This window comes from Achromobacter sp. EG18, from assembly GCF_059759395.1.
This window is the reverse complement of the sequence record NZ_CM186213.1, coordinates 5,175,499-5,187,667: the sequence shown is the minus strand read 5'-3', so window position 1 is coordinate 5,187,667 and position 12,169 is coordinate 5,175,499. Positions and strand designations below refer to the sequence as shown.

The following is a 12,169-nucleotide window of genomic DNA, read 5'->3' as shown; positions in this document are numbered from 1 at the left end:
CCCCTCATGAGCGAAGCACTGGAACTGCGCGTGCTGTCCGGCCTGCATCGCGACGCCCGCTGCCTGGCCGCCGATGGCGCGGTCCTGGGCGCCGACCCGGCCTGCGACATCGTGCTGGCCGACGACGGCATGGGTCCGCGCGCCGCCCGCCTGCGCATCGGCGAGACCGGCTGGGACCTGGCGACCGATGACGGCGCGCCGGCCGATCCGGCCGGCGGCCAGCCGCGCACGCCATTCAACCGTCCCGTGCCGCTGGGTCCGGTCTGGATCACCGTCGCCCGCCGCGGCGACCCCTGGGCCAATCCGCCCGACGCCGCCAACGATGCGCTGGCCGGCGGCGCAGTGGTGGTGGCGGCCGCCGACGATGCGGCCGCGCCGTCCGTCGCGCCCGCGGCGGTGGCGCCCAACCCGGACGAAGAACGTCTGCTGGAGCGACGCCTGCCGCTGCCGCCGATACAAGGCCGACGTCGCAAACGCGACTCCTGGCCGGTGCTGCTCGGGCTGGCGGCCGTGGTGCTGACCGTCGTCGTCGCCATTTTCCTGGCATGGATGCCGCAGTCCACCGCCAGCCGCGCGCCGCAGGTCGATCCGCGCCTGGCCGCGGCGGAAAAATCCGTGGGGCAGATATCCGCGGTCTTCGAACGCATGGGGCTGGCCTCGCGGCTGCATGTCTCGATGGCGCGCGACGGCGTGGTGACGGTATCGGGCTGGGTGCGCAACGCCGCCGAGCAGGACGCCGTGGCGGCGGCGCTGTCGCAGATCTGGCCGATGCCGGCCATGCGCATCAGCAACGAGGACGCCGCGGTGCGCACCGCGAGCACGGCGCTGCGCGCCTTCAACGTGCGCTATGAGCCGCGCTACGAGGGCGACGGCCGCCTCATTGTCGCCGGCATCGCCAGCAGCGCGCGCGAGCGCGCCTCGGCGCTGGACGCGCTGCGGGCGCAGCTGCCCGGCATGACCGTGCTGGGCAACGATATCGCGCTGGCCCAGCAGGTGAGCGACACGCTCTCCAGCAGGCTGGTGGATGCCGGCCTTTCCGGCGTCACCCTGACCTGGAAACCCGATCACCTCGAAATCGCCGCCGGCGCGCTCGACGACGATCAGCAGGCGCGCCTGCAGGAGACGCTCGACGACTTCAACAAAAGCCATCTCGGCGTGGCCAGGCTGGCCGCCGCCAGCGCCACCGCGGCGGCCGACAGCGTGCCCTTCGTGATCCGCAGCGTGGTGGGCGGCGCCCAACCCTTTGTCGTGCTCGAAGACGGCAGCAAGCTGCTGGTGGGCGGCGTCTACCGCAAGTACCGTCTGGTGGCCGTGGAAAACACCCGCATCATCTTCGAAGGCCCGCGCACGGCCATCGTGACGCGCTGACCCCCTGAACCGCCCATTTCGCAACCATGAACGCACCGACCGCCCTGACCGAACTGGAACAACGCCTTGCCGCGCCCGGCGGCGCCGAGCTGCGCGCCACGTTGTCGCAACGGCTCGCCACGCTCGAACAGGCCGCCCGCGAGCGTCTGGACTCGGGCCTGGTGCCCGTCGCTTTCCAGCAATGCCAGGCGGTGGCGCAGGCCGCCGCCGCGGCGCGCGAGGTGCTGGCCGGCATGACGCTTGATTCAACGGCGCGCACGGCCGCGCCGCCTTCCCCCTTCTCTCGCTCGACCCGCTAGGAGACGCACCATGGCACTGAACGGATTGACCGGCTCGTCCGGCCTGAATTTCAACAGCGTGAACAACACGATCTACGACAGCATCCGCTCGCAGGAAAGCAACCTGCAGACGACCTTGTCGACCATGCGCACCAACGCCGACGGCAGCGTGTCCCAGGCGGACATGCTGAAGATGCAGCAGCAAGTGCAGCAATGGACCATGCTGATCGAAATCCAGAGCACGATCACCAAGCAGATCGCCGACTCGCTCAAGGGCGTGATTCAGAAAGCCAGCTGACCCGTCCGGCCGGCGCATGCCGGCCGCCGGCGCTATACCGACTGCCGCATGAATGTGGGGGTGCGCCGCGGCGCGTCCGGTTCGGCGCGCGCGCCGCGTTTTTCCCAGGCCTCGACCTGGTTGAGCAGCGCATCGATCGCCGCCAGCAGCGCCTGGGCGTTGCATTGTTCGCGCGGGACGCCCAGCTGCAGATGCATGCGGCCGTCCGGCGCCGCGCACGCCACCACGCCGCCGCCCGCCTGCAGGAAGTTGCCCTGCGCGGCCAACAGCGCCTGCGCCCCGTCCATCTTGCCGCCGCCCACCGCGCATGACAGCAGGATCTGGCCGCGCGCGCCGTGCGCCAGCAGTTGCACCAGGTGGCGGCCATCGAACGCCAGCTGGCACAGCCCGCCCTCGGCCGGCGCCAAGGCGGGAATGCCCAGCGCCTGGCCAAGTTCGGAAAGCGCCTGGGCGAAGTGGGAGTCTGACACGATGATGGAGGGCGATACCGGCGTCGTCTTGCGCGGCTGGCCGTAGGCACGAAATTGAAGAACCGCCATTATGGCACCCGCATCGCGCGAATCCCAGCCCCGACTGGGAACCCGGAGAGGGTCCGCGGTTACTCAGGGAGTGATTTCCACTCGGCGAGCTCTTCATGGCGCAAAACTCCCTCTTCGACATCGCGCAAGCGGCCGCGCAATACACGCACGCGCATTTCCATTCCGACGACACGCAACAGCCCGCGCAGTGGGTCGCGCCGGTGGACGACCACCATCAGGTGGGCATGGCCCGCAATGCCTATGACGGCAGCGTAGTCCTCACGGCCTGGCGCCACGCCTTCAACGACGCCCCCGGCTTTGACGATCCGCAAGGCGAAGCGCTGCTGCGTCGCGGCTTCGATACACGGCTGGGCGCAGGCCTGATCGGCGGCATTTCCCCTGAACTCGGCCCGAGTCTCAGCATTGCGCTGTATTCGCCTTGCGATGCCCAGGCGCTGCATGACACCGCCGATGCGCTGCTGCGCGAACTCGATCGCCTCGAGCGACCGCTCGCGCACGACACATCCTCCGCATCGGCGCTGCCGCGCGGGCCGCAAGGCGATGCGCGCCAGGCCGAGCACGACCTGGCGCGCCTGGCCCGGGCTTGTGGACTGGACGCCCTGCCCATCGGCGCGCGCCAGTTCGATCTGCTGTTCGACGATCTGCCCGGCCGCATCACGCTGCACCCATCCAACCGGTTGCTGCTGGCCGACTTCTTCCTGCACGACGCCGCCGCCCTGCAAGGCGCCCTGCGCCGCGCGGTCATTAAGAGCGCGCTGCTGATCAACCAGAACGCGTTGCGCGGCCACGCCTACGTGGTCGGTCTGGACAGCCGCCAGTTCATCACCGCGACCGGCCGTATCGCGCTCACAAGCCTGGACGACGACACGTGGCCGCGTTGGCTGCAATACCAGGTGGCACAGGCGAGCGACACGCGCGCCCTGGTCCGCAACCTGGCGCTGGAAGACGCGCAGATCGCGTATGGCACGGCGGCCGCCGTGGCCGGCACGACCACACCGGGAGCCCTGGCATGAACGGAATTTCCAGCGCCATCCAGAACAGCGCCGCCGCCTCCGTCTGGCAGCCGCCCGCGCAACAACCCGCATCACTGCTGGGCCAGCTGAAAGGCCTGTTCGTCACCCCCGACAGCAACGCCGCGCATGTGGACTCGGCCAGGCAGTCCTTCGAGCAGTACTTCCTGCGCGAGACCAGCGCGCTTGCCGACATGATGGGCGCCAAGGGCATCGAGGGCTTTGCCAGCGACGTGCAGACCCGTTTCGATTCCATCGTCCGGCGCACCTTCGACGCCCTTGCGCGCAAGGACGACGGCTCCGTCGCCGGCAAGGATTTCGCCAACGCCATGAAGTCCGCCGGCAAGCAGGCCGTCATGGCCCTGGACCGGCTCAAGGTCGACGCCGCCCGCGCCGAACTGCTGTCCAATCTGGGCCCGGTCGATACCCGCCCGCAGATCATTCCACGCGGCGACAAGTTCGTGGTCATCCGTCCCGCGCCCCAGCTGGAAAACATGGTGCTGCGAGGCGGCGGCGCCAAGGGGATCGGCTACAGCGCCGGGCTGGACCAGCTGGAGAAAGCCGGCATGCTGGCGGGTATCAAGCACCTGGCGGGCTCCTCGGCGGGCGCGCTGACCGCCACCTGCCTGGCGGCCGGCCTGAGCGCGGCGCAATTCGAGAAAGGCCCGGCCGACGCATTGTTTCGCCCCGGCATGCTGGATGCGCTCAAGGGTGGCGCCGACGCCGCGCGCATCTATCCCGGCGTGCGGATGGAAGGTGGCCTGGCGCCCGCCTTCGCGTCGCTGAAGGTGATCGATCAGACCACGGCCCAAAGCGTGCGCAGCTATCTGACGGAACACTGGAACACCCCGGCATTCCAGGACAGATTGGTGGCCCTGGCGGACCAGGGGCGGCTGGACGACCGGCAACTCGCCCGTCTTTCCCTTTTGCAGCAGACGCCCGATTTCGATCAGCCGCACGAGGACAACATGGTCACGTTCGGCGACCTGAAATTGCTGAACCAGCTGGCGCCTGACAAATTCAAACAGTTGACGCTGACCGGCTGGGGCAAGACCCCGCCCGGCGAAACGTACTTCGACGCCGACACCCATCCGGACATGCCGGTGGCGTATGCCGCGCGCATCTCGATGGCGTTCCCGATCGCATTCAAGGCCGTGTCGATCGAAACCGCGGAGGGCGGCAGGAAGGTCTATGCCGATGGCGGCATCGGCAGCAACATGCCTTCCGAGGTGTTCACACGGCCCGTCAACGCCCACGGCGTTCGGGTCCCGCTGGCCGGCCCGGAGATGGCGCAGGCCCGCGCCCGTACCCTGCTGCTGACCTTCGACGAGAACGGCAAGGCCTACCAGATCATGCACGGCGGACCGCCGCAGCGGCCGGCGCCGGGCGCGCTGGGCAAGATCACCTCGTTTTTCGTCAACCTGGTCACCGGCCATCCCAACCAGGCGGACGCGGATCTCGCCGACCAGCGCAAGGTGTGGGCGGCCGGTCCCAATGCGCTGCCGGTGTTCCATGGCGGCATTGGCACGCTGACCTCGAACATCAGCGACCAGACCCAGCACCAGGCCCATATGCTGTCGGCCTGGAAATCGCTGGAGCAGATCGACGCCCGCACCCAGCAAGCCTACTCGATGGAATGCGGCAGCCTGGAGGAACTGGCGGGGCTGTTGACCGACGATGAAAAGCAGGCGTTGCGCACGGGCGCCGCGCCGGATGGCTTGCAGCGTCAGTTGCTGGCGCTGCTGGACCGGACGCCGGGACTGGACCCCATGCTGCTGCGCGTCTGAAGCGCGCCGTCCGCAAGTAGCGGGCGGCCCGTGCAAGGCCTGCCCCGCCGTCTGCCGCTGCCACTGCCGCTTACAGCGGCACCACGGCCCGCGCGCGGCAGATCGCCGCCAACCGGTTGGGGTCGCCTTCCAGCTCGCGCCACAGGCGCAGCATGCGGTCGGCGCCGGTGCTGCACGCGTCCACCGCATAGCGGGCATAGGCCAGCCAAGGGCGCTCGTGCGGCGCCAACCCGCCCTCGGCCACCGCCAGCACCTCGCCCGCCAAGGCCCGCACGGCGGGATCGTGCAGCGCGTCGCGCATGGCATCGGCGCGCATCGTGCGCAATCGCAACCAACCCCACGAACGCAGCAAGTCTTCCGCCTGCGACAGGTTGCGCATCAGGCCCAGCTGCAACGCGGAGGGCGCCATCACCAGCGTGGCCGCCACCGACGCCCCCGCCTCCCGCAGCAACTGCGCGTCGGCAAACCCGGCGCCCGGCGCCCGGCCTTCGATATAACCGATGGCGCCCAGGCCCGCGTACAGGTCCTCGATACCGCCCGGCCGCCGCCAGGCCTCGCGCAGCGCTTCCAGCGGCGGCGGCGTTGCCAGCCGGTAGCGCCAGCGCGCATCCAGGAAATGCGCGAACTGCGAATACTCGAAATGGCCGCCCTGCGGCGTCATGGTCACCGTTTCACCGGTGTCCGAACGCCGGCCCGGCCAGCCATCCGACGCCAGGAAGGCCGACAGCGACGGCGCGCCGTGCAGATACACACCAGCGGCGGACTTGTAGCCCTCGTCCACGGCCAAGGGCAGGCAACGGCTCGCCGTGCCGGGCGCGAACATCCAGCGGAAGTAATCACCCAGGTCCACGAACGGCCTTTCGGGCAGCCGCTGCAGGTAGTAATCACCGGCATAGCGCGAATGGCGGAACATGCGGTCCCAAACGGTCAGCCGGTTTTCCTTCAGGCCGGTCACGCGCCCCTGCGCGAGCGGACTGTTGGCGAAGATCGCGATGCTGGCCGGCGCCAGCGCCAGCACCACGTTCAGCGCGCGCGCCGCCTGCGACACGTCCACCGAGGTGCAGGGACTGTTCTGGGCCTTGGCGTCGATGCCCACGCGGTGCAGCCATTCGCGGTGGCCGACCAGTTCGTGATAGATCGGCCGCGGCACGTGCACCGCCGCGTACCACTGCGGATCCAGCGTGCAATCCGGATGTTCCGACGCATTCAACAGCACCGCGCCTTCCGCTTGCAGCGCGGCGCAGGCATCGCGCAGCTCGCGCGTGATGCGCCGCGCCAGTTCGGCCAATCCGCCTTCCTGCTCGGACACCGGGGCGAACGCGGTTTCCAGCAGGTTGAAGCCGTTGTCCAGCCCGCTCTCGCCCGCCGCCACCGACACGCCGACCGCCCGCTCGCCAATGCGCGCCAGGTCCGGCGCTTCGCCGCGCGCGGCCTTGATCGCGGCGAGCGCTTCGAAGTAGCCGGCCACCGGGTGGCTGGCGCCGGTATCGTGCCGCGCCACCGCCATTTCCATCTCCAACCCCAGCGTGCGTCCGGCGAGCGGCGTCATCGCGCCGCTCCGCCCGGGCGGATGGCGGCGGGGCGATGCCGGACTCGAGGGATGGCGGCAGACATGGGGCGAATTCTCCAGGGACAATGGACGCAGTGCAGACTTAGTAACACGAATTGCGCGGACGTTCCGCCAGGCCCCGGATCAGGCGACGTCTGCCATGGCCCGGAAGCGTTGCGTCAGGATGTCGACAAAGGCTTCCGTCACCACCGACGGCGCCGTCTGCGCGGGATAAGCCATGCAGACGCGCACCGGCAGGCTCGGCGTGAACGGCCTTATCGCCAGTTGCTGCGCGAACACGTCGGCAATGTACGGATTGACGATGCCCAGGCCGGTGCCGGCAGCGGCCAGCGCGCAGATCGTCGAGGAATAGGTGGTCTCGATTTCGGACACCGGCTGCACCTGGTGCGCCAGCATGGCGCCGCGCAGCTGCAGGTAGACGTCGTCGTCCGCGTTCAACACCAGCAACCGGCGCTCGTTCAGGTCGGCGATGCCGATGGCGGGCAGCGCGGCCAACGGATGGTCGGGCCGCATCACGCAGACCGCCGCGCTCTCGTGCAGGCTGTGCAGCGCCAGGTGCGCGCCGTCCAGCGGCACCGTCGTCACCACCACATCGTAGGTGCCATGCAGCAGGCCTTCGCGCAGGTACTGGCTGCCAACGGTCTGCATGTTGATGTGCACGTCGGGATAGCGCTGCGCGAATTCCTCGACCGCGCCCGGCAACATGCCCAGGCCCAGCGCCGGCGTGCAGGCCAGCCGCAGCACGCCGCTGCCGCTGCGGCGCATGGCGGCCACGCGATCCTCGATGCGCTCCAGGCCCACGAAGTGCCGCTTGACGGTGTCGAACAGGTCCTTGGCCTCGCGTGTCGGACGCAGGCGGCCACGCTCCATGTCGAACAGCTTCAGGCCGCTGGCCTGCTGCGCCTGCGCCAGCAGGCGGCTGATCGACGGCTGGGTGGTGCGCAGCATCTGCGCGGCACCCGTGGTGGTGCCGGCCAGCATTACCGCGTGGAAGGCTTCGATCTGACGGAAATTCAGCGGTCGGCTCATGGCGTCACAGGGTATTGCAAACCTGCATAGCCTATGCCGAAAAAAGAATTTTTTCAAATACCCTCGCCACTCCTACACTCGTGGCTCCCAGGGTGTGGTCACTCGCGCCCCTCTTGAAATCCAACTGCTGTGGGGAATTACCATGTTTTCATGCCGTCCCTGGCGCCGCCGCGTCCTGCAAGCCCTTTGCCTGACCCTCGCCGGCGCGGCCCTGCCGTTCACCGTGCAGGCCCAAGCCAATTATCCCGACCGACCGTTACGGATCATCGTACCGTTCACGGCCGGCGGCAGTTCGGACATCCAGGGGCGCCTGCTCGCCGAACACCTGGGCAAGCTCTATGGCCAGTCCGTCGTGGTCGAGAACCGGCCCGGCGCCGGCGGCCATATCGGCGGCAAATACGTGGCCGATTCCGGGCCCGATGGCTACACCCTGCTGCTCGGCTCCATCGGCCTGCACGCCACCTATGGCGTCTACAAGACCTTGAACTACCGCCCCGCCGACGACCTGAAGCTCATCACCATCGTCGCCGAGATGCCGCACGTCGTGGTAGCCAATCCAGCGCTGGAGGCCACCACCCTTGCCGAGCTTACCGCGCAGGCCAAGGCCAAGCCGGAAACGCTGCACTTCGGCTCGGCCGGCGTGGGCTCTTCGGTACACATGGTAGGCGAACTCTACAAGACCGCCTCCCAGGCCCCGATCGTACACATACCGTACCGCGGCAGCTCGGCCGCCCTCAACGACCTGCTCGGCGGCCAGATCCAGCTGCTGTTCGAGAACGTGCCCACCACCATCGGCTACATCCAGTCCGGCAAGCTCAAGGCGCTGGCCATCACCGGCGCCACGCGTTCGGCCGCGCTGCCCGACGTTCCCACCGCCGCCGAGGCCGGCCTGCCAGGCCTGACGGTCACCTCCTGGACCACGCTGGCCGCCGGCAAGGACGTGCCCGACGCGCTGATCGAGAAGATCAGCGCCGACCTGCGCCGCGTCTACGCCGACCCCGCGTTCCGCGCCGGGCTCGAACGCCTGGGCATGACCCCGGTGGGCAACACCCCGGCCGAGGCGCGCGCCTTCGTCGAACGCGAACGCGCCCGCTGGAACAAGGTCATCGAGGCCGAACACATCAGCGCCGGTTGAACCTTTTTTCCCGACCCATGACTCGCATGACCACACCCATCGCCTGCCGCCGCCTGGGCGCCGCGCCGCATCATCATTTCTTCGGCTACTACAACAAGACCGTCTGGCACCGTGACGGCCGCTATCTGCTGGCCAATCGCACCGCGTTCAAGGATGCGGTGCTCACCCCGCAACTGCAGGCCGAAGTGGGCTACTTCGACCTGCGCGACGGCGGACGCTACCACGCCGTCGGCGCCACCACCGCCTGGAACTGGCAGATGGGCTGCCAACTGCAATGGCTGGACGGCAAGGCCGAACCGCAGCTGATCTACAACTGCCGCCGCGACGACGAAAGCGGTTTCTATCCCGGCCTGCGCTCGGCGGTGCACGATCTCGGCACCGGCGAAACCCGCTACCTGCCGCTGCCGATCTACGTCGCCGCGCCCAACAGCCGCTACGCGCTGTGCGTGGACTACCGGCGGCTCTACATCACGCACCAGACCATCGGCTACAGCGAACACGCGCCGGGCCCGGTGGCCAACGCCCCGGCGGACGACGGCATCCACGCCCTGGACCTGGACAGCGGCGACCACCGCCTGCTGGTCAGCTATGCCGAACTGCGCAACTTCCACCCGCGCGCCTCGATGGAGCGCGCCATCCACTGGGTCAGCCACATCGAGGTCAACCCGTCATCGACCCGCATCCTGTTCCTGCATCGCTGGACCGAACGGGTCGAGGACGAAACCTGCTTCCTGCACCGCCTCATCACGATGAATCCGGACGGCAGCGACATGCGCCTGCTGGAATGCTCCGACCATCCCTTACCGCAGCTGGCCGCCGACTTCGATCCGAACGCGGTCGGCACCTTCGACTACGAGAAGTCGGAATACCAGATCTCGCACCCGCTGTGGCGCGACGACCGCTCGATCATCGTGTGGGGGCCGCACGCCGGCAGCATCCACTACCACCTGTACGAGGATGCCGACGGCGGCCAGGTGCAAGTGGTCGGCGACGGCATCCTCACCGAGAACGGCCACATGACTTTTTCGCCGGTGGACACCCGCTGGCTGCTGAGCGATACCTATCCCGATCCCGTCACGCACGAACGCATCCTGTTCCTGTACGACATGCGCACCGGACAACGCCACGATCTCGGCAGTTTCTACGCCGATCCCGCGCTGTCCAAGGAAAACCGCTGCGACCTGCATCCGCGCTGGAGCCGCGACGGCACCCAGGTCTGCATCGATTCCGTGCACGAAGGCGAGCGGCAGATGTACGTGCTGGACGTGGGCCCGATCGTGCGGGCTTGAAGGCGGTCGACGGAATGCGGCGGCCGGGCTGCCCGCAAGGGCGCCGCCTCAGCCCTCGCGCGCCACCTGGCGCAGCGCCTGTTCGAACACGTCGGCCGGCTGGCCGCCGGACACCAGGTACTTGCCGTTGAGGATCACCGACGGCACGGACGTGATGCCCCGGTCGCGCCAGTCGGCCTCTTCCTTGCGCACCTCGTCGGCATAGCGCCCGGACGCCAGCACCTCGCGCGCCTGCGCTTCATCCAGTCCGGCGTCGGCCGCGGCCCGCGCCAGCACCTGGGCATCGCTGGTGTCGTGGTTCTCGTAGTGATAGACCTCCAGCAGGCGCTTCTTCAGCGCGGTCTGGCCGGCCTGGCCCTGCAATCCGGCCCAATGCAACAGGCGATGGGCATCAAAGGTATTGAACGAGCGGTTGTCATCCTCCATGCGCATGCGCATGCCGACGGCTGCCGCGCGTTCGCTGATCACCTTGCGATTGGCCTGCACCTGCTCGCGGCTGTAGCCGTATTTCGCCATCAGCCGTTCGATGGTGTTCTGCCCGCCCTTGGGCATGTCGGGATTGAGTTCGAACGGCCGGAAATGCAGTTCGACGTCGGCCTCGCCCGCCACCCGCTCCATCGCGGCCAGCAGGCCGCCCAGGCCCACCGCGCACCAGGGGCAGGCAACATCGGACACGAAATCGATAGTGATCTTGGGCATGGCAATCTCCGGGAACAGGCGATTAGCGTAGAACATTGCCGCGCGCCGCCATGCAAAAGCCCTGGGCCTGCCAGGGATTCAGGGCAAATCCGGCTGCCGGCGCCAGGCGGACAGGCAGGTCGAATGCCTGCTGGACCACATCATCTATGCCGTGGCCTGACGCGCCCCTTCATTCGAACAGGATCCGCTCGATCGCGCGCACCCGGTCCCGCCGGCGCCTGACCGCGCGGACCGGCCTGCCGAACACGCGCTTGCGTTGCGTGGCTTCCCGGCTGGCCTGCAGATGCTCGACGTAGATCTCGTCGCACGGCGCATTGTCGGTCTTGTCGAAGATCCAGCAATAGGCAACGGGCAACCGCGCCAGCCGATAGCGCGGTTCGGCGCAGGCGGCGTCGCTGTCAAGCAGCCGCTCGAGCACCAATTGATCCCATTCATCCGGATTCTCCGCGCAAGCCTGCGCCCAGGCTTGCAACAACGCGGTGGCGGCCGGCGTATGGTTGATGAACAGCGTGCCGCTCAGCAGATGCCCCTGCGGCTCGTAGTAGGCGGCGATATCGCAGTCCATCGCGGCCAGCGCCGGCCACGGGTCGCGATGAAACACCGCGTCCACGTCGACGTACAACATGGGGCCCGCGTGCTTGCGGCGCATGGCAACCAGCACCGACGGCTTCATGGACGCATTGCGCACCCAGGACCCGGTGGATTCGATCGGCTCGGCGTCGACGGCCAGTCCCAATCTTTGCGCCGATCGCAGCAGACGGTTCTTTTCCGTCTCGTAGATGCTGTCGCGCGTGAAGAACGCGACCACCACGCCGGTGGCGTCACCGCCACGCCGGTCCGGCGCCCCCGTATCCCGCGGAAAGCTCGGCACCACGCGCGTCTGCTCCGCGGACCACCCGAACCACTTGCGTCGAAACCAATCGAACATGCTGCGCCACGCTTTTCAAGATGAGGTAAAGCGGGCGTACCGGCAACGTCGGATCGACAGCGCGGCGGCAGGCTCGCACAACGCGGCATCCCGCCGCCGCGCGGCGCGTTTGCCGGGCCGCGCAAGCGGGCGCGGGATGACGCGCAGGCGGAGTGTATGAATCGCCGCATTTGGCGTCCATGTATTTGCAATCAGTCGAAATGCAAAGCGCCATGCTGAAACACGCGCCCTGCGGACTT

The 12,169-nt window shown here is 68.4% G+C and carries 12 protein-coding genes; 7 read left to right on the top strand and 5 right to left on the bottom strand.

Features of this window, described 5'->3' with window-relative positions:
- Positions 1–6: 6 nt before the first annotated feature.
- Genes sctD through AC6CR5_RS23900 form a run of 3 tightly spaced genes read left to right on the top strand, consistent with a single transcriptional unit; the run spans position 7 to position 1,944 of the window.
- Positions 7–1,368: a type III secretion system inner membrane ring subunit SctD gene (gene sctD / locus AC6CR5_RS23910; RefSeq protein ID WP_150101715.1), complete on the top strand. Its 1,362-nt coding sequence runs from the start codon at positions 7–9 to the stop codon at positions 1,366–1,368.
- A gap of 26 nt (positions 1,369–1,394) precedes the next feature.
- Positions 1,395–1,667 carry an EscE/YscE/SsaE family type III secretion system needle protein co-chaperone gene (locus AC6CR5_RS23905; protein WP_020925230.1) on the top strand — a complete coding sequence of 91 codons (273 nt, stop codon included), beginning with the start codon at positions 1,395–1,397 and terminating at the stop codon, positions 1,665–1,667.
- Between the two features lie 10 nt (positions 1,668–1,677).
- A complete protein-coding gene (locus AC6CR5_RS23900; protein WP_020925231.1) occupies positions 1,678–1,944 on the top strand; it encodes an EscF/YscF/HrpA family type III secretion system needle major subunit in 267 nt (88 codons plus the stop codon).
- A 32-nt stretch (positions 1,945–1,976) separates the two neighbouring features.
- Here the strand turns inward: AC6CR5_RS23900 and AC6CR5_RS23895 are convergent, their stop codons facing one another.
- Positions 1,977–2,483: a CesT family type III secretion system chaperone gene (locus AC6CR5_RS23895; protein WP_150101716.1), complete on the bottom strand. Its 507-nt coding sequence runs from the start codon at positions 2,481–2,483 to the stop codon at positions 1,977–1,979.
- A 95-nt stretch (positions 2,484–2,578) separates the two neighbouring features.
- On the opposite strand from AC6CR5_RS23895, the gene AC6CR5_RS23890 reads away from it, so the two are divergent.
- Positions 2,579–3,496, top strand: coding sequence for a hypothetical protein (locus tag AC6CR5_RS23890; RefSeq protein WP_498085006.1), 918 nt, complete (start codon positions 2,579–2,581; stop codon positions 3,494–3,496).
- The gene (locus tag AC6CR5_RS23885; protein ID WP_150101718.1) at positions 3,493–5,280 is read left to right on the top strand and encodes a patatin-like phospholipase family protein; all 1,788 of its coding nucleotides are present in this window, start codon (positions 3,493–3,495) and stop codon (positions 5,278–5,280) included. The genes AC6CR5_RS23890 and AC6CR5_RS23885 overlap by 4 nt, the downstream gene beginning before the upstream one ends.
- Positions 5,281–5,350: 70 nt before the next feature.
- Here AC6CR5_RS23885 and AC6CR5_RS23880 read toward each other — a convergent pair whose 3' ends face one another.
- Together AC6CR5_RS23880 and AC6CR5_RS23875 are read right to left on the bottom strand one after the other, a co-directional pair.
- Positions 5,351–6,829 (bottom strand): glutamate-cysteine ligase family protein, encoded by a 1,479-nt coding sequence (locus AC6CR5_RS23880; protein ID WP_020925235.1) that lies wholly within the window; start codon positions 6,827–6,829, stop codon positions 5,351–5,353.
- A 144-nt stretch (positions 6,830–6,973) separates the two neighbouring features.
- A complete protein-coding gene (locus tag AC6CR5_RS23875) occupies positions 6,974–7,879 on the bottom strand; it encodes a LysR substrate-binding domain-containing protein (RefSeq protein ID WP_020925236.1) in 906 nt (301 codons plus the stop codon).
- Between the two features lie 142 nt (positions 7,880–8,021).
- On the opposite strand from AC6CR5_RS23875, the gene AC6CR5_RS23870 reads away from it, so the two are divergent.
- Complete coding sequence (locus tag AC6CR5_RS23870; protein WP_020925237.1) at positions 8,022–9,014, top strand: Bug family tripartite tricarboxylate transporter substrate binding protein; 993 nt, start codon at positions 8,022–8,024, stop codon at positions 9,012–9,014.
- Between the two features lie 17 nt (positions 9,015–9,031).
- A complete protein-coding gene (locus AC6CR5_RS23865; protein WP_054518093.1) occupies positions 9,032–10,303 on the top strand; it encodes a hypothetical protein in 1,272 nt (423 codons plus the stop codon).
- A 48-nt stretch (positions 10,304–10,351) separates the two neighbouring features.
- Here the strand turns inward: AC6CR5_RS23865 and AC6CR5_RS23860 are convergent, their stop codons facing one another.
- The gene (locus AC6CR5_RS23860) at positions 10,352–11,002 is read right to left on the bottom strand and encodes a DsbA family oxidoreductase (RefSeq protein ID WP_006388669.1); all 651 of its coding nucleotides are present in this window, start codon (positions 11,000–11,002) and stop codon (positions 10,352–10,354) included.
- 169 nt (positions 11,003–11,171) lie between these two features.
- On the bottom strand, positions 11,172–11,930 hold the full coding sequence (locus AC6CR5_RS23855) for a putative nucleotide-diphospho-sugar transferase (RefSeq protein WP_223821555.1): 759 nt from the start codon (positions 11,928–11,930) through the stop codon (positions 11,172–11,174).
- Positions 11,931–12,169 lie beyond the last annotated feature (239 nt).